Origin of the sequence: uncultured Aquimarina sp. (assembly GCF_947492405.1) — a bacterium.
GTDB lineage: Bacteria > Bacteroidota > Bacteroidia > Flavobacteriales > Flavobacteriaceae > Aquimarina.
Window position 1 is genome coordinate 42692 of sequence record NZ_CANLMP010000010.1, and the last position, 16296, is coordinate 58987.

Annotated in this window: 19 protein-coding genes and 1 riboswitch; of the genes, 16 read left to right on the forward strand and 3 right to left on the reverse strand. The window is 33.7% G+C overall.

Annotated features, from left to right (window positions below):
* Nucleotides 1–85: 85 nt before the first annotated feature.
* The 9 genes from Q0829_RS25690 (at nt 86) to moeB (ending at nt 9646) form a co-directional block, all read left to right on the forward strand.
* Nucleotides 86–2269 carry a TonB-dependent receptor gene (locus tag Q0829_RS25690; protein ID WP_298548477.1) on the forward strand — a complete coding sequence of 728 codons (2184 nt, stop codon included), beginning with the start codon at nt 86–88 and terminating at the stop codon, nt 2267–2269.
* 132 nt (nt 2270–2401) lie between these two features.
* A riboswitch (TPP riboswitch) is annotated at nt 2402–2499 on the forward strand.
* Nucleotides 2500–2574: 75 nt separating this feature from the next.
* Entirely contained in the window at nt 2575–2775 is a 201-nt protein-coding gene (gene thiS / locus Q0829_RS25695; protein ID WP_298548480.1) for a sulfur carrier protein ThiS, read from the forward strand.
* Between the two features lie 47 nt (nt 2776–2822).
* Nucleotides 2823–4682, forward strand: a complete 1860-nt coding sequence (thiC, locus tag Q0829_RS25700) for a phosphomethylpyrimidine synthase ThiC (protein WP_298548483.1) — start codon at nt 2823–2825, stop codon at nt 4680–4682.
* A gap of 82 nt (nt 4683–4764) precedes the next feature.
* Nucleotides 4765–5370: a thiamine phosphate synthase gene (locus Q0829_RS25705; protein WP_298548485.1), complete on the forward strand. Its 606-nt coding sequence runs from the start codon at nt 4765–4767 to the stop codon at nt 5368–5370.
* An 11-nt stretch (nt 5371–5381) separates the two neighbouring features.
* On the forward strand, nt 5382–6164 hold the full coding sequence (locus Q0829_RS25710; RefSeq protein ID WP_298548488.1) for a hydroxymethylpyrimidine/phosphomethylpyrimidine kinase: 783 nt from the start codon (nt 5382–5384) through the stop codon (nt 6162–6164).
* 61 nt (nt 6165–6225) lie between these two features.
* Nucleotides 6226–6999, forward strand: coding sequence for a thiazole synthase (locus Q0829_RS25715; RefSeq protein ID WP_298548490.1), 774 nt, complete (start codon nt 6226–6228; stop codon nt 6997–6999).
* A gap of 63 nt (nt 7000–7062) precedes the next feature.
* A complete protein-coding gene (locus Q0829_RS25720) occupies nt 7063–7413 on the forward strand; it encodes a four helix bundle protein (RefSeq protein WP_298548494.1) in 351 nt (116 codons plus the stop codon).
* Nucleotides 7413–8552 carry a 2-iminoacetate synthase ThiH gene (thiH, locus tag Q0829_RS25725; protein WP_298548497.1) on the forward strand — a complete coding sequence of 380 codons (1140 nt, stop codon included), beginning with the start codon at nt 7413–7415 and terminating at the stop codon, nt 8550–8552. Before Q0829_RS25720 ends, thiH begins: the two co-directional genes overlap by 1 nt.
* A gap of 32 nt (nt 8553–8584) precedes the next feature.
* Nucleotides 8585–9646, forward strand: coding sequence for a molybdopterin-synthase adenylyltransferase MoeB (gene moeB, locus Q0829_RS25730; protein WP_298548499.1), 1062 nt, complete (start codon nt 8585–8587; stop codon nt 9644–9646).
* Here moeB and Q0829_RS25735 read toward each other — a convergent pair.
* Nucleotides 9643–10077, reverse strand: a complete 435-nt coding sequence (locus Q0829_RS25735) for a hypothetical protein (RefSeq protein WP_298548523.1) — start codon at nt 10075–10077, stop codon at nt 9643–9645. The genes moeB and Q0829_RS25735 overlap by 4 nt on opposite strands.
* Nucleotides 10078–10243: 166 nt before the next feature.
* Here Q0829_RS25735 and greA point away from each other — a divergent pair, with 166 nt between their 5' ends.
* From greA to Q0829_RS25750, 3 genes are all read left to right on the forward strand, one after another.
* Nucleotides 10244–10720, forward strand: a complete 477-nt coding sequence (gene greA, locus Q0829_RS25740) for a transcription elongation factor GreA (protein ID WP_108804865.1) — start codon at nt 10244–10246, stop codon at nt 10718–10720.
* Nucleotides 10721–10840: 120 nt separating this feature from the next.
* Nucleotides 10841–11230 (forward strand): HIT domain-containing protein, encoded by a 390-nt coding sequence (locus Q0829_RS25745; RefSeq protein WP_298548529.1) that lies wholly within the window; start codon nt 10841–10843, stop codon nt 11228–11230.
* Between the two features lie 2 nt (nt 11231–11232).
* Complete coding sequence (locus Q0829_RS25750; protein ID WP_298548533.1) at nt 11233–11649, forward strand: acyl-CoA thioesterase; 417 nt, start codon at nt 11233–11235, stop codon at nt 11647–11649.
* Between the two features lie 6 nt (nt 11650–11655).
* Here the strand turns inward: Q0829_RS25750 and Q0829_RS25755 are convergent, their stop codons facing one another.
* Together Q0829_RS25755 and Q0829_RS25760 are read right to left on the reverse strand one after the other, a co-directional pair.
* Nucleotides 11656–12015, reverse strand: coding sequence for a hypothetical protein (locus Q0829_RS25755; RefSeq protein ID WP_298548536.1), 360 nt, complete (start codon nt 12013–12015; stop codon nt 11656–11658).
* A gap of 37 nt (nt 12016–12052) precedes the next feature.
* The gene (locus tag Q0829_RS25760) at nt 12053–13267 is read right to left on the reverse strand and encodes a HAMP domain-containing sensor histidine kinase (protein ID WP_298548538.1); all 1215 of its coding nucleotides are present in this window, start codon (nt 13265–13267) and stop codon (nt 12053–12055) included.
* Nucleotides 13268–13404: 137 nt separating this feature from the next.
* On the opposite strand from Q0829_RS25760, the gene Q0829_RS25765 reads away from it, so the two are divergent.
* The 4 genes from Q0829_RS25765 (at nt 13405) to upp (ending at nt 16288) form a co-directional block, all read left to right on the forward strand.
* The gene (locus Q0829_RS25765) at nt 13405–14280 is read left to right on the forward strand and encodes a flavin reductase family protein (protein WP_298548541.1); all 876 of its coding nucleotides are present in this window, start codon (nt 13405–13407) and stop codon (nt 14278–14280) included.
* Between the two features lie 8 nt (nt 14281–14288).
* Entirely contained in the window at nt 14289–14663 is a 375-nt protein-coding gene (locus Q0829_RS25770; protein ID WP_298548544.1) for a DUF3127 domain-containing protein, read from the forward strand.
* A 257-nt stretch (nt 14664–14920) separates the two neighbouring features.
* A complete protein-coding gene (aat, locus tag Q0829_RS25775; protein ID WP_298548547.1) occupies nt 14921–15559 on the forward strand; it encodes a leucyl/phenylalanyl-tRNA--protein transferase in 639 nt (212 codons plus the stop codon).
* Between the two features lie 75 nt (nt 15560–15634).
* Nucleotides 15635–16288: a uracil phosphoribosyltransferase gene (gene upp / locus Q0829_RS25780; RefSeq protein ID WP_298548550.1), complete on the forward strand. Its 654-nt coding sequence runs from the start codon at nt 15635–15637 to the stop codon at nt 16286–16288.
* Nucleotides 16289–16296: the final 8 nt, after the last annotated feature.

Sequence of the window (16296 nt, forward strand, 5' to 3'; positions counted from 1 at the left end):
AAATAGTATTGTATAGTCGGTACAATTTTAAATTAATTTTAAACCTTAGAGTAATTGCCCCTTTTATTCGTAATAATTTTTACGAATGAAAAATCTATTATTTTGTCTTACCATTTTATTTTTGAGTACTACTTTGTTTGCTCAAGAAAAACAGAAAGATTCTATAACTAGCGAAATTGAAAAACTAGATGAAGTTTTAGTGAAATCTGTACGTGTAGATGCAGATTCACCTATTACGCATTCCAATCTATCCAAAGAGGAATTAGCGACTCGTAATCTTGGTCAAGATATTCCGATTTTATTAAACTATTTACCGGGTGTTGTTACTACTACAGATGCGGGAGCAGGAGTAGGATATACTTATATCCGAGTAAGAGGTAGTGATGCATCCAGAGTGAATGTAACCTTAAATGGAATTCCATTTAATGATGCAGAGAGTCAGGGAACATTTTGGGTAAACTTACCAGATTTTGCATCTTCTGTAGAAAACTTGCAACTTCAACGAGGAGTGGGAACTTCTACTAATGGTTCAGGAGCATTTGGAGCAAGTCTTAATCTATTAACCGATGCGGTTTCTGAAACTGCAAATGGAGAAATTTCTAATTCATTTGGGTCTTTTGGAACGAGAAGACATAATCTTAAATTTAGTACAGGATTACTAAATGATCATATCGAAATAGCAGGTCGTTTATCTGCAATTGCTTCAGACGGATATATAGATAGAGCTTCTGCTGATCTAAAATCTTACTTTTTACAAGGTTCTTATGTGGATGATAATACACTAATTAAGGCAGTAGCTTTTGGAGGACACGAAATTACGTATCAGTCCTGGTTTGGAATTGATCAAGCAACCCTAGACAGTGATCGTACTTTTAACCCAGCAGGGCAATATACAGATGAGAATGGAAATACGCGATTTTATGATAATGAAGTAGATAATTATAAGCAAGATCATTATCAGTTACATTGGAATCAAAAATATAATAATCACTGGTCTACTAATGTAGGTCTTAATTATACATATGGGCGAGGCTTTTTCGAGCAATATAAAGAAGATGAAGATTTTGCCGATTATGATTTTACTCCAATTGTTTTAGGTGGAGAAACTATTAATACCACAGACTTAATTCGTCGTAGATGGTTAGACAATGATTTTTATGTAATCAATGCTACTGCTAATTATAAAAATAATAATCTCGATGTTGATTTTGGTGCATTTTACAGTCTTTACGACGGAGATCATTTTGGAGAAGTAATTTGGGCTCAAAATGCGGGTGGATCAGAAATTAGAGATAATTATTATTTCGGTAATGGAAAGAAAAATGAATTCACCATTTTTGGAAAAACCACCTATAGAGTGAATGATAAATGGAGTGCATTTTTAGATTTACAAGGCCGCTTTGTAGGATATGAAACTACAGGACTAACTTCAGATAGAGTGCCATTGGAAGTTGATGAAAGCTATGATTTTTTTAATCCGAAATTAGGTGCGACCTACCAAATTAATAAAGCTCATCAATTATATGCTTCTTATGCAAGAGCAAACAGAGAGCCAAGAAGAAGTGATTTTGAAAATGGAATCAGTACTGCAGAAAGATTAAATGATATAGAATTCGGTTGGAGGTTTAATAAAAAGAGAACAATCGTAAATGCTAATCTATATTATATGTGGTACAAAGATCAACTAGTGCTTACTGGAGCATTGGATGATGTGGGAGCACCAATAAGAGCAACTAGCGGAGAAAGCTTCCGTCTGGGAATCGAAATTGATGCAGATATCACAATTACAGATAAGTTTATAGTAAAACCTAATATTGCTATTAGTACCAATAAAAATAAGGATTTTGTGACTTCTAGAGATGGTAGTTTAGTGAATTTAGGAAATACAAATATCTCTTACTCACCAAATGTAGTTGTTGGAAACATGTTTATTTATCAACCCGTTAAAAATCTCCAACTAGGATTTCTTTCTAAATTTGTGGGAGAACAGTATATGGGTAATATTGATAGTGAAGCATCTAAACTAGATAGTTTTTTTATAAATGATCTGAATGTAGTTTATGAAATCAAAAACATTCCTGTTTTTAAATCAATCGTATTAACGGGTTTGGTAAATAATATTTTTGATACAGAATATGTATCTAATGGGTACTTCTTCACATTTGATGATGATTTTACCAATCCAGGAACAGTAACCACAATCGAAGGAGCTGGATTCTATCCACAAGCGGGGATTAACTTCTTGCTTGGGGCAACATTAAAATTTTAATACTAAACCGATCTATTCAGTCACATTGAGCGTAGTCGAAATGTAGTGCAAGTTTCTTGACTTCTTTCGAAATGACAGAAAAAGACTTTTCAATAAGATTTAGTTATTGATTTAAGTTTAGTATTTTTATAAAATAAACTTTAGGGGTGACTCCTTAATATGGAGTCTGAGAAATACCCTTTGAACCTGATGCAGTTAGTACTGACGAAGGGAAAAGTCAATCTCATTTCTTATATAAAGTATAAGAATATGATTTTCTTCTCAAAATAGGTGTTGCCTAAAGTTTATGGATTTAAATTAAAAAAATGACCATAAACATTAATAATCAAGAACAAATTGTTTCAGAAAATAGTTCGATAGTATCGCTGTTAGAACAGCTATGTCTTTCTAAAGAAGGAATTGCTATTGCTATTAATAATGAAATCATTACTAAAAGTAATTGGAGTCAAACCCTTATTCAGGGAGAAGATAACATTACTATTATACAAGCTACACAAGGAGGATAATTAAAAACAGAAACTAAGCCATTAACAAAAGCTAAAACGACATATTTATGAAGAAAAAAGATACCGCACCACAAGAAGGAAAAATTACAACAACTCCTTTTCCGAGTTCGAAAAAAATCTACGTAAACGGAAGCATCCATCCACAGCTAAAGGTAGCAATGAGAGAGATCGAATTGAGCGATACCGTGGATTCTATGACACGTAAGAAAACACCAAATGAATCTGTTGTGGTATATGATACCAGCGGACCTTATACAGACCCAAGCAAAGAAATCAATGTACATGATGGAATTGAACGCATTAGAGAGCAATGGATACTGGATCGCGGTGATGTTGAAGAGTTAGATAGTTTTTCTTCAGAATATTGTAATCAACGGTTAAATGATGCTAGTTTAGATCATCTTAGATTTAATCATGTACGAAAACCAAAAAGAGCAAAAGCTGGAAAGAATGTTTCTCAGATGTATTATGCCAAGCAAGGAATTATTACTCCCGAAATGGAATACGTTGCTATCCGTGAAAATCAAAAAATTGAAGAAGCTACCAGAATTGCTAATCAACATCCAGGGCAGGATTTTGGAGCAAGTATCCCAAAAAAAATTACAGCAGAGTTCGTAAGAGAAGAAGTAGCAAGAGGAAGAGCAGTAATCCCTTCTAACATAAATCATCCAGAAGCAGAACCCATGATTTTGGGGCGTAACTTTTTGGTAAAAATAAACGCTAATATTGGGAATTCTGCTACAACGTCTAGTATAGAAGAAGAAGTAGAAAAAGCAGTTTGGGCGTGTCGTTGGGGAGCTGATAATATTATGGATCTTTCTACGGGACAGAATATTCACGAAACAAGAGAGTGGATTGTTCGTAATTCTCCGGTTCCGATCGGTACAGTTCCTATTTATCAAGCTTTAGAAAAAGTAAATGGTAAGGCAGAAGACCTTACCTGGGAAATTTTCAGGGATACTTTGATCGAGCAAGCAGAACAAGGAGTAGATTATTTTACCATACACGCTGGTGTTCGTTTAGCATATGTACCCATGACAGCAAAAAGAGTTACCGGAATTGTATCTCGTGGAGGTTCAATTATGGCAAAATGGTGTCTGGCACATCATAAAGAAAGTTTCCTCTATACGCATTTCGAAGAAATTTGCGAGATTATGAAGTCTTATGATGTAGCATTCTCATTAGGAGATGGACTACGTCCGGGATCTATTGCAGATGCTAATGACGAAGCGCAGTTTGCAGAATTGGAAACGCTAGGAGAATTAACAAAAATAGCCTGGAAACATGATGTTCAGACCTTTATCGAAGGTCCAGGTCACGTGCCTATGCATATGATCAAGCAAAATATGGATAAGCAATTAGAAGCTTGTGGAGAGGCTCCTTTTTACACATTAGGACCATTAACAACAGATATTGCTCCAGGATACGACCATATTACATCAGGAATTGGTGCTGCTATGATTGGTTGGTATGGTACAGCCATGTTATGCTATGTAACCCCAAAAGAACACTTAGGATTGCCTAATAAAGAAGATGTAAGAGTCGGTGTGATCACATATAAGTTAGCGGCTCACGCTGCAGATTTAGCAAAAGGACATCCAGGAGCTCAGCACCGAGATGATGCATTGAGCAAAGCTCGTTTTGAATTCCGTTGGGAAGATCAGTTTAATTTAGCTTTAGATCCAGAAAGAGCAAGAGAATATCATGATGAAACATTGCCGGCAGAAGGAGCAAAAATTGCCCATTTCTGTAGTATGTGCGGTCCAAAATTTTGCTCTATGAAAATATCACAAGAAGTTCGTGATTATGCAGCTCAGAAAGAGATCGATGATCAGAAAGCGCTAGAAGAAGGGATGCAGGAAAAAGCAGAAGAGTTTAAAGAAAAAGGAAGCGAAGTATATTTATAGGCATCAGTTGTCAGCTATCTGGTTTCGTAGATTCCAAACCTGACACCCGAAACCTGATACCCGAAAATCGACACCAAAAAAAATGATTATAGTATTAACATCAGAAAAACCAATACCCAACGAGACAGATCAGATTAATAAACTATTCAAAGCTGGATTAGAGATATTACATCTTCGTAAACCAACATTTACTATTGATGGATATCGATCTTTATTAGATCAGATAGAAAATAAATTCCATAATAGAATAATGACACATCAGTTTCCTGAATTGACTCAGGAATATGAATTGAGAGGAATACATTTACAAGAACAAGCACGTATTGATCTAGAAGATGCATTAGAGGTTACTGTTAAGGTTTATAATAATAAAGGGTTTTCTGTGACAAGTTCTTTCCATTCTAAAGAAGATATTATTGCGTCTAAAGGAGATTTCGAGTATGTTTTATTAAGCCCTGTTTTTGGCTCAATTTCTAAAGCAGGTTATGAAGGAAAAGGATTTGATGTAAATGAACTAAGTCAGACCATCATAGGAATGGGCGGAATCAATGAAACAACACTTCAAAAAACCTATGATTTAGGATTCAAAGGAGTTGGAGTTTTAGGAGGTGTTTGGAATACTGAGGATTCTTTAGATAGTTTCGTAAAAATAAAGGAAGCAAACGATCAAGTTAAAAAAGGATATTAACTAAAATTCTTATGCGAAATCGTCCTAATGTACTTACAATAGCAGGTTTTGATCCGTCATCAGGAGCTGGGTTAACGGCAGATATTAAAACTTTTGAAGCTTTAAAGTGTTATGGTCTGGCTGTTTGTACGGCAAATACGATCCAGAATGATACTGATTTTGAAGAATGCATTTGGAACGATATTGAGGTGATCAAAAGTCAGATATCAATTCTTTTTAAAAAATTCAATATTGATTATGTAAAGATTGGAATCGTTCAGAACTGGAAAATACTACACGAAATTATTGATTTTTTGTTGAAGAAAAATAGTGCAATAAAAATCGTTTTGGATCCAGTATTAAAATCAAGCTCTGAGTTTGATTTCCATTCCCCAAACGTCAGTTCTCGTAATCCTGATCTCAATAGTATCAAGAACCATTTTGAAGAAGTGCTAAAGAAAATATATCTGTTGACTCCTAATTACGAAGAAATTCAGATGTTTTACACTGATAAAACTATAGAAGAGACAGTGAGACACATTAGCAGTAAAACTAATGTATTTCTAAAAGGTGGACACCGAAAAGAAATGCTGGGGAAAGATGAACTATTTACCAGAGATGGAAAATATTTTGTACTGAATCCAAAAAATAAGAATATCGCGGAAAAACATGGGAGTGGTTGTGTTTTATCATCAGCCATAACCTCATATTTATCGTTAGGTTTTCCTTTACTAAAATCATGTTTTAGAGGAAAACGATATACTGAAAAGGTATTGAGTTCTAATAAAACACTTTTAGGGTATCATAATATATAAAGATTGAATAAAAAATATAAAAAAGCTAATGGCTAATCGGCTAGAAGCTAAAGGCTAGAAAATGGATACATTAAAAATTGCAGACAAAGAGTTTTCGTCTAGGTTGTTTACAGGAACAGGAAAATTTAGCTCATCTGATTTGATGAGAGAAGCACTGTTAACTTCAGAAAGTGAGTTGATAACAGTAGCGCTTAAGCGTGTGGATGTCAACAATAATGAAGATGATATACTGACTCATTTAAATCATCCCAGAATTAATTTATTACCTAATACTTCTGGAGTTAGAGATGCTAAAGAAGCTATTTTTGCTGCTCAATTGGCTAGAGAAGCTCTAGAGACTAATTGGATTAAATTAGAGATTCATCCGGATCCAAAGTATTTATTGCCAGATCCTATAGAAACCTTAAAAGCCGCTGAGGAATTAGTAAAACTTGGTTTTGTGGTAATGCCATATATACATGCGGATCCTGTTTTATGTAAACGATTAGAAGAAGTAGGTACTCAATGTGTAATGCCTTTGGGAGCGCCTATTGGAAGTAATAAAGGATTAAAAACATTGGATTTCTTGGAAATAATTATAGATCAAAGTAATGTGCCGGTAATAGTAGATGCTGGTATCGGTAGTCCATCACATGCAGCTCATGCTATGGAAATAGGTGCCGATGCAGTTCTGGTAAATACAGCTATAGCGGTTTCAAAAGATCCAGTGACTATGGCCACAGCTTTTAAAATGGCTGTAGAAGCCGGTAGAATGGCCTATAATGCAAAATTAGCTCCTATAAAAAAACATGCAGAAGCAAGTAGTCCTTTGACTTCATTTTTATCTAAAGATTAAAAATGAGGGTATTGGCTATCAGGTATTGGTTTTTGATATGTGTTATAAAAATTAAAAGGATTAATGAGAGATTTTAAAGAGTTAAAAGTTTGGGAGAAAAGTCATAAACTATGTTTGTTAATTTATGATGCTACTAAAGAATTTCCAAATGAGGAAAAGTTTGGGATTATATCTCAAATCAGAAGAGCTTCTTCTTCTGTTCCAACAAATATTTCTGAAGGTTGCGGACACGATTCGAGTAAAGAATTTGCAAGATACTTAAGAATCGCTTCTGGATCAATTTCAGAAGTAGAATATCTATTAATTTTATCGAAAGATCTGTATTATATAAATGAAAAACAAGCTTCGGATTTACTAAGTCAGACGATACAAATTAGGAAAATGTTGTTTAACTTGGTAAAAGCAATTGTATAATGTTTCATACCCGATACCCGATACCCGATACCAGTTTCAAAAACATATTCGATCAATACAATTGGGATGATACCTTATCTGATATTCTTAGTAAGACAGAACAGGATGTTCAAAGAGCATTAAATACATCTAATAGGAGTATAGAAGATTTTAAGGCACTAATTTCTCCAGCTGCAAAGCCTTATCTGGAGCAAATGGCACAACTAAGTTATCAGATTACCAAGAAACGTTTTGGGAATACGATACAAATGTATGCACCCATGTATTTGAGCAATGAATGCCAGAATATTTGTACATATTGTGGTTTTAGCATGACCAATAAAATTCCTCGTAGAACATTAACTGATGAAGAGATCTTAAGAGAAGTAAGTTTTCTGAAAAGTAAAGGATACGATCATATTTTATTGGTTACAGGAGAAGCAAATCGAACTGTAGGCGTGGATTATATTAATAATGCGATCAGGTTAATTAGATCTAAGTTTGCCAATATTACTATAGAAGTTCAACCAATGGATCAAGTGGATTATGAATTGTTAATAGATAGTGGTTTATATGCAGTCTTGGTATATCAAGAAACCTATCACAAAGAAGAATATAAAAAACACCACCCAAAAGGAAGAAAATCAAACTTCGATTATCGATTAGAGACTCCAGATCGATTAGGGCGTGCTGGTATTCATAAAATAGGATTGGGTGCTTTGTTTGGATTAGAAGATTGGAGAGCAGATAGCTTTTTTACTGCATTACATCTTCAATATTTGCAGAAGACCTATTGGAAAACAAAATATTCTATATCATTTCCCAGATTAAGACCTCATAGTGGTGGACTAGAGCCAAAAGTTGAGATGACAGATTCAGATTTGGTTCAATTGATTTGCGCATTTCGTTTATTGGATGAAGATGTAGAATTATCTATGTCTACAAGAGAAAGTGAAACGTTTAGAGAAAATATAGTAAACCTAGGGATTACATCTATTAGTGCTGAATCTAAAACAAATCCGGGAGGATATGCCGTAGAGCCTCAATCATTAGAGCAGTTCGAAATTTCTGATGAACGTTCTACGGAAGAAGTGGTAACCATGTTAAAATCGAAAGGATTAGAAGTGGTTTGGAAAGATTGGGCTCATAATTGGCAATAAATTGTAATATCTTTATAAGCTAGTTTCGTGATATGTTAAGCAGAGAAGAAAAAACACAATATAACCGTCATCTCATTCTTGACGAAATTGGAGAAGAGGGACAGAATAAACTAGCATCAGCTAAAGTTTTGGTGATTGGCGCAGGAGGATTAGGGTGTCCTGTTTTACAATATCTTACAGCAGCAGGAGTAGGAACAATAGGGATTATTGATGATGATGAGGTGGATCAAACGAATCTTCAACGTCAGATACTTTATACAATTGATGATATAGGAAGATCAAAAGCTAAAGTGGCTGCAGAAAAATTATCCAGACTAAATCCATTTGTGTTTTTTAAAGTATATGAAGAGAAGTTAGATGCAGATAATGCATTAGAACTTTTTGAAGAATATGATATCATAGTAGATGGAAGTGATAATTTTCCAACACGATATTTAGTAAATGATGCTTGTGTTTTAACAGACAAACCTTTAGTATTTGGTTCTATTTTTAAATTTCAGGGGCAAGTTTCTGTGTTGAATTATGAAAATGGTCCTACATATCGTTGTCTATTCCCCAATCCACCAGCATCAGGAGCTGTTCCAAATTGTTCAGATATTGGGGTTTTAGGAGTATTACCAGGAATTATAGGTAGTCTTCAAACGAATGAGGTCATTAAGATGATTACTGGAATCGGAGAGGTGTTAAGAGGAAAACTGCTCTATTTTGATGCACTTACACTACAACAACAAGTATTAAGTTTCAAAAAAAATGATACTATTGAAGTTGATCAATTAGAGGATGATTATGATTTTTTCTGTGGGATTAGGTCAAATACTTTCGAAGAAATTACACCCTTAGAGTTAAAGCAAAACCATGAGAATTATCAAATTTTAGATGTTAGAACGATAGAAGAATATAATAACTTCAATATTGGAGGAATACATATACCTCTAGACATGGTTTTAAACCGAGTTTTAGAATTAAATAACCACAAACCAATCGTAGTTTGTTGTCAATCAGGAATACGAAGCAAAAAAGCCATAGAAATCATTTCTAAATCCAGAGATGATCTTGTTTTAGTAAACCTTAAAGAAGGCTTTTCTTCTTATTAATTAGAAATTACCAAAATATTTCCTTCTCTCCTGATTTGATATCTTAAAAGAGGAAATCCGCCTTCTCCTTCTAATTGTTGACCACTGATAATCTCATAGACATTATCATTACCGCAATTAGACTCAGCTCGTATACCATTTATATTAAGCGCAGAACAGTCACTAGGCGTAATGTTAGGATCGCTCAGTTCAAAAGCTGAATACAGCGTATTATCTACATTATATATTACAACACCTTTAATGCCTACACCTTCAATTCTTATTTCTTCAGCATTCCCTGGAAATTTAAGACTATTAAATCCTGGTAAGTCTAAGTTTACGGTATGATTAAAGCCTATCGATGGAAGGTTCGGATTGTTAGTACGATTATCATCACTACTACACGAAAATATCAGAAGAGAAATACAAGCTATTACTATTATTTTTTTCATTGTTTTGAATTATTTATATGAAAAATATGGTTGTGTAACCGAAGTATCATTTTTAAAAAGACCAAATTAAGTAAAAATGTGATTCGGTATTATTTTTTATTATATTTGTTTATAGTTAAAGTCCCATAGCCATGGGATTTTTTGTATTTATATAAACGATGAAGTTATGAGCAAAGTATCTTATTACACTGCAGAAGGGCTAAAAAAGTTAAGAGACGAATTAAATAACCTTAAAGATATAGAGAGACCAAAAGCATCACAAGCGATTGCAGAGGCTCGTGATAAAGGTGATTTAAGTGAAAATGCTGAGTATGATGCAGCAAAAGAAGCACAAGGGTTGCTAGAGATGAGAATTTCTAAATTAGAAGAAACCTTGTCGGGAGCGCGATTAATTGATGAATCTCAATTAGATACGTCCAAGGCATTAATCCATTCTACTGTTAAAATTAAAAATCAAACGAATGGAGCGCAGATGACCTATAAACTAGTTGCACAAAGTGAAGCAGACCTTAAAACAGGTAAAATATCCGTAGATTCACCTATTGGTAAAGGCCTCTTAGGTAAAAGCGTAGGCGAAGTTGCAGAAATTCAGGTTCCTAATGGAATTATGAAATTTGATGTTGTAGAAATTACACGAGAATAAAAAATAACATCCAGTTACGAAAAACCTTTCTTAAAAAAATGAGAAAGGTTTTTTTATGCTCTTGTTTTTGTTAGAAATACCCTATATTTCGTATCGATAAACCAACTAAAATTTTAACGAATGTCTACCCTGTTCACTAAAATTATAAATGGCGAAATACCCTCTTATAAAGTCGCCGAAGATGAGAATTTTTATGCTTTTTTGGATATAAACCCTAATGCCAAAGGACATACCTTGTGTATCCCAAAAAAAGAAGAAAATAAAATATTTGATCTTGATGAAGAAACGTATATCGAACTGATGCGTTTTTCGAGAAAAGTTGCTATAGCGTTAGAGAAATCAATAGTCTGTAAGCGTGTAGGTGTTGCTGTTGTGGGTCTGGAAGTTCCTCACGTTCACGTACATTTAATACCGCTTAATGATATGAAAGAAATGACATTTCAGCATAAAGTGTCAATGACAGCAGATGAGTTTAATAAATTAGCCACGGAGATTCAATCGAATTTATAGAAATGAAGACAACTTCTGATTTTAAATTGTCGTTACAACTTAGGATTGATTGGAGTGAAATGGATACGTATCAGCATGTGAATAACGTAAATTTCATGAAATATATGCAAAGTGCTCGTGTTCAGTTTTGGGAAGTATCTGGATTGGCTACATTATATTCCGAAACTAAGAAAGGTCCTATGCTTGTATCTACAAAATGTGATTTTAAAAACCCCTTGTTTTTTCCTGGAAATGTCCTAATTAAGACAAAAGTAGAATTTGTAAAGAATTCTAGTTTTGGATTATATCATGAATTGTATAATGATGATGGAACATTATGTGCTATTGGTCATGATGTAGCTGTTTGTTTTGATTTTAATATTGATAAAACCTTTATGATTTCTGATAAATTACGAACAGTAATGAATCAATATTTATAGGATACATTATAACTGAAATAGTTCAGGATGATAAAGAAATGCATATAAACCCCCTGTTATTATAAGAACCAAAAGAACTACTATATAAAATAGTCCTGTAAATTGAATACCTGAGGATTTAGAGTTTATTGTTTTTTTATGGTAATTATAAACTCTTTCAATATCATCGGTCCAGCGCCCTGGAAAAATAGTAGTCTCGCATTTCTTGCAATCCATACTTTCAATAATTTCACCTTTGGTCTTAATAAAAAGCTTGGATAGCTGCCTTTTTTGTTTAAATGATAATAATAGGCTTTCTGTAGAATAACATTCAGGACAGTTATTATTAAGCACAGCTTCTTTTAAAAGGATATACTCGGTTTTCACTTTGTTTAGTTTATTACGTATAACGCTTATAAGAGAATTATGTTATAACAGACTCGTCTGATTTGCTCAGAGTAATCTGAAAAGTAGTGCCTTTGTTAATTTCAGATCTAAGTACTTTAATTTTACCAGAGTGGTAATCTTCAATAATTCTTTTGGCTAATGAAAGCCCAAGCCCCCAACCTCTGGTTTTGGAGGTGTAACCAGGTTCAAAAATTTTAGTAAACTTGCTTTTGGGGATTCCTTTTCCACTGTCTGTAATTCTTATAAATACACGTTTAGAGTCTTGAGACAGTTCAATATTTAGATCTCCTTTTCCACGCATAGCATCAATTGCATTTTTCACGAGATTTTCTATAGTCCAGCTATATAGTTGAGAATTTAGATGTACCTGAATAGATTTTTCTGGTAAATTGATCGAAAAATTAATCAATTTGGAGCTTCTGGATTGTAGATAAGTATATGCCTCTCTTGTTTCTTTTACAATATCTACTTCTTCTAATTTAGGAATAGATCCTATTTTAGAGAAACGCTCGGTAATTACTTTCAATCTGGATATATCCTTTTCTATTTCTACAATATATTCGGGATTTACGTTTTCTACTTTTAGAATTTCATTCCATCCCACTAAAGATGATAACGGAGTCCCAATCTGATGTGCGGTTTCTTTAGCCATACCTGCCCAAAGTTTGTTCTGCTCACTAGCTTTAGAAGTAGTAAAAAAGAAATAAATTACTCCAATCAACAAAAAAATGATTAATGCGATAGCAATAGGGTAATATTTTAATTTTTGTAAAATAGAAGAATTTCCATAGTAAACGTATTGTACAGTCCCTTTTAGGTCTAAAACTATTGGTTCATTTTCGGACTTCATCTGCTCCAGATAATCTGCTAATTCTTTTTCAGTAATATCATCTGGTAAATTTAGTGTGGACCCTGAAATATCTATATGACCAGATTGTCCTTTGATAAAGTCACCTTTAGAGTTAGTGATAATTGTGGGGATGGTATTATTAGTGCTGTTGATGAGATTGGATAACTCTAGGTAATCATCCAAGTTAATATCGTTAGATCCATCTATGCCTGAGCTACTTAACGCCTTAAATGATTGAGCCCATACTTGCATTTTAGTGCTCTCATCTTTTTTTAATCGCTGAAGAAATATAGAGGTGTTCCATAATATCAGGCCAGTAATCACAAGAACTGCAAAAATTATAAAATAACTAGCCAGATTACGTTCATCAGAAAAATTCATAGAAAATGTGTGTTACCAAACCCTAAATATAAACGTTATAAAACTATTTTATTGTTTCTATTACAAGGTAAGTAAAACCAAGCAATAGTGTATTGATACCTTTAAACTTTAATTATCTTTGTGTAATAGATTCATGTATGTTACGTATAGACCCTTTAGAAGTTTCCACAGGAAAATTACACGGAATGATGCTAGGAGCGATTGGACCAAGACCAATAGCATTTGCAAGCACTATCGATAAAGAAGGTAGACCAAACCTTTCACCTTTTAGTTTTTTTAATGTATTTAGTGCTAATCCGCCAATTCTTATTTTTTCGCCAGCTAGAAGAGTCAGAGATAATACTATAAAACATACGTTAGAAAATGCAATAGCTACTAAGGAGGTTGTTATAAATGTTGTTAATTATGATATAGTTCAGCAAATGTCCTTGTCTAGTACCGAATATCCAGAAGGAATTAATGAGTTTGATAAAGCTGGTTTAACAATGGTAGCTTCAGAAAAGATAAAAGCTTTTAGAGTTGATGAAGCACCAGTGCAGTTTGAGTGCAAGGTGAATCAAATAGTGCCAATGGGAGAAGAAGGAGGAGCAGGAAACCTTATTATTTGCGAAGTATTATTAATGCATGTGAAAAAAGAGATTCTTGATAGCGATGGTAAGATTGATCAGTATAAAATTGATCAAGTTGCACGTATGGGAGGAAACTGGTATACAAGAGCGAATATGGGAATGTTTGAAGTTCCAAAACCACTAAGTACTATTGGGATTGGTGTAGATGCATTGCCTGAAAGCATAAAAAGCAGTAAGATATTTACAGGAAATGATCTCGGTAAGTTGGCAAATGTTGAAAGAATACCTACAAATACTGAGGTCCAAGATTTTGTTAATAACAATAGTGATATTAAGGATAAAATTCAGGATGTTAACCTAATAGAAATTCATAAATTTGCACAGCAGTATTTAGATAAGGATGATATTAATACTGCCTGGAATATTTTAGCAGCAATACAATAATTAAAAAGATGGAAGTACAAGGTAAAGTAAAGATGGTCGGTGAGACACAAACTTTTGGAAACAATGGTTTCAGAAAACGTGAGATAGTGGTTACTACAGAAGAACAATATCCGCAGCATATAATGGTAGAGTTTGTTCAGGATAAATGTGATTTATTAAACAGCTTTCAGGTAGGTCAGGATGTGAAAATAAGTATTAATTTACGTGGTCGTGAGTGGGTAAACCCACAAGGAGAGACTAAATATTTTAACTCTATCCAAGGATGGAGGATTGAGAATTTACAAGCGGCGGCTCCTTCTGCAGCGGCTCCAATGCCTCCTGCTGATGCATTCGAACCTGCAACAAATCTTACGGAAGAAGATCATGATGATTTACCATTTTAGGTAGATCAATATTATAGATATTATACTGATCCTTCGATAGACTCAGGATGATAACTGTCGATGTGTAAAAGTAAAAAGTCCGATACAATGTATCGGACTTTTCATATTGTGGTTTTAGGTTAACCTTTTAATAAAACTCAAAAAAGCAATGATGAACAAAATTTATCTTAAAAGGTTCTAACAAATATTGTGATTTTTTTGGTCAATTCAAACAACTAATTGATATTTAACGTTGTAGAAACATTTAGAATTTTGTTTTGTATATACTTAATGATTCCATAGATTTTCCCAATGTATCTGCTGCTAACGAAGATGGGTTGTTGGCATTAGGAGGAGATCTTTCTATTCCCAGATTATTGAACGCGTATCATAACGGAATTTTCCCCTGGTATGATGAGGATCAACCTATTTTATGGTTTAGTCCTGATCCTAGAATGGTGCTTTTTCCTGAAGATCTCAAAATAAGTAAAAGTATGCGGCAGTTGTTTCGTAAAAACTATTTTGAAATCACCTTTAATAAAAACTTCAAACAGGTTATTGATAACTGTGCTAGTATAATTCGTCCTGATCAGTTTGGTACCTGGATTACATCGGATATGCAAGAAGCATACATAGAACTTCATAAAATGGGACATGCTATTTCTGTAGAAGTATGGAAAGACAAAACGATTGTAGGAGGCTTATATGGGATATGGTTGGAGGATAAGAAAGTATTTTGTGGAGAGAGTATGTTTTCTAAAGTAAGTAATGCTTCTAAATATGGATTTATTAAACTAGTTGAACGCTTAAAAGAAAAAGAAGTGAAGCTAATAGATTGTCAGGTTTATACTGATCATTTAGCTAGTTTAGGAGCCAAAGAAATTTCTAGGCGTGCATTTATCGAATTTTTAAAGTAGTTTTATATATATAAAACAAGTTTAGAACAAACCTCAGAGAATTAACCTTTCAATGAGGGTTAAATTTTATCATTTATGACTATTCACAATCTTGAAACTGAAAACTCTATTTTAAATCAATTTATCAGCGAAATTAGAGATAGTGCTGTACAAAAAGATAGTATGCGTTTTAGAAAGAATATAGAACGTATCGGTGAGGTTTTAGGTTATGAATTAAGTAAAGCATTAGAATATACTTCAAAAACGATCAAGACACCTTTAGGAACTAAAGAGATTTCAGTACCAGATAAAGAGTTGGTTCTTTGTGCAATTTTGCGAGCAGGTTTGCCATTACATCAGGGACTTCTCAATTATTTTGATACTGCAGAAAACGCTTTTATTTCGGCATATAGAGATCACACAGAAGATTCTGATGATTTTGAGGTAGTTGTTAATTACTTAGCATCACCTTCTTTGCATAATAAAACACTGTTGCTTGCGGATCCAATGTTGGCCACCGGAAAAACTTTAGAGAATACCCTGAAGGCTATGAAAAACCATGGAGAACCCAAACAGATTCATATCATAGCCGTTATTGGTTCTAGAGAAGGAGTTGAGTATATCAAGGATGTTTTTCCTGAAAACACCCACCTTTGGATAGCTGCTATCGATCCGAAGCTAAGCAGTAGAGGGTATATAATCCCTGGTTTAGGAGATTCAGGAGATTTGTCTTTTGGTGTAAAGTTGTAAAACTAAAA

What these genes read in the sequence shown, in the direction of transcription:
- Q0829_RS25690 (WP_298548477.1), top strand. Translation starts at nt 86, where the DNA reads ATGAAAAATCTATTATTTTGTCTTACCATTTTATTTTTGAGTACTACT.
- thiS (WP_298548480.1), top strand. Translation starts at nt 2,575, where the DNA reads ATGACCATAAACATTAATAATCAAGAACAAATTGTTTCAGAAAATAGT.
- thiC (WP_298548483.1), top strand. Translation starts at nt 2,823, where the DNA reads ATGAAGAAAAAAGATACCGCACCACAAGAAGGAAAAATTACAACAACT.
- Q0829_RS25705 (WP_298548485.1), top strand. Translation starts at nt 4,765, where the DNA reads ATGATTATAGTATTAACATCAGAAAAACCAATACCCAACGAGACAGAT.
- Q0829_RS25710 (WP_298548488.1), top strand. Translation starts at nt 5,382, where the DNA reads ATGCGAAATCGTCCTAATGTACTTACAATAGCAGGTTTTGATCCGTCA.
- Q0829_RS25715 (WP_298548490.1), top strand. Translation starts at nt 6,226, where the DNA reads ATGGATACATTAAAAATTGCAGACAAAGAGTTTTCGTCTAGGTTGTTT.
- Q0829_RS25720 (WP_298548494.1), top strand. Translation starts at nt 7,063, where the DNA reads ATGAGAGATTTTAAAGAGTTAAAAGTTTGGGAGAAAAGTCATAAACTA.
- thiH (WP_298548497.1), top strand. Translation starts at nt 7,413, where the DNA reads ATGTTTCATACCCGATACCCGATACCCGATACCAGTTTCAAAAACATA.
- moeB (WP_298548499.1), top strand. Translation starts at nt 8,585, where the DNA reads ATGTTAAGCAGAGAAGAAAAAACACAATATAACCGTCATCTCATTCTT.
- Q0829_RS25735 (WP_298548523.1), bottom strand. Translation starts at nt 10,077, where the DNA reads ATGAAAAAAATAATAGTAATAGCTTGTATTTCTCTTCTGATATTTTCG.
- greA (WP_108804865.1), top strand. Translation starts at nt 10,244, where the DNA reads ATGAGCAAAGTATCTTATTACACTGCAGAAGGGCTAAAAAAGTTAAGA.
- Q0829_RS25745 (WP_298548529.1), top strand. Translation starts at nt 10,841, where the DNA reads ATGTCTACCCTGTTCACTAAAATTATAAATGGCGAAATACCCTCTTAT.
- Q0829_RS25750 (WP_298548533.1), top strand. Translation starts at nt 11,233, where the DNA reads ATGAAGACAACTTCTGATTTTAAATTGTCGTTACAACTTAGGATTGAT.
- Q0829_RS25760 (WP_298548538.1), bottom strand. Translation starts at nt 13,267, where the DNA reads ATGAATTTTTCTGATGAACGTAATCTGGCTAGTTATTTTATAATTTTT.
- Q0829_RS25765 (WP_298548541.1), top strand. Translation starts at nt 13,405, where the DNA reads ATGTTACGTATAGACCCTTTAGAAGTTTCCACAGGAAAATTACACGGA.
- Q0829_RS25770 (WP_298548544.1), top strand. Translation starts at nt 14,289, where the DNA reads ATGGAAGTACAAGGTAAAGTAAAGATGGTCGGTGAGACACAAACTTTT.
- upp (WP_298548550.1), top strand. Translation starts at nt 15,635, where the DNA reads ATGACTATTCACAATCTTGAAACTGAAAACTCTATTTTAAATCAATTT.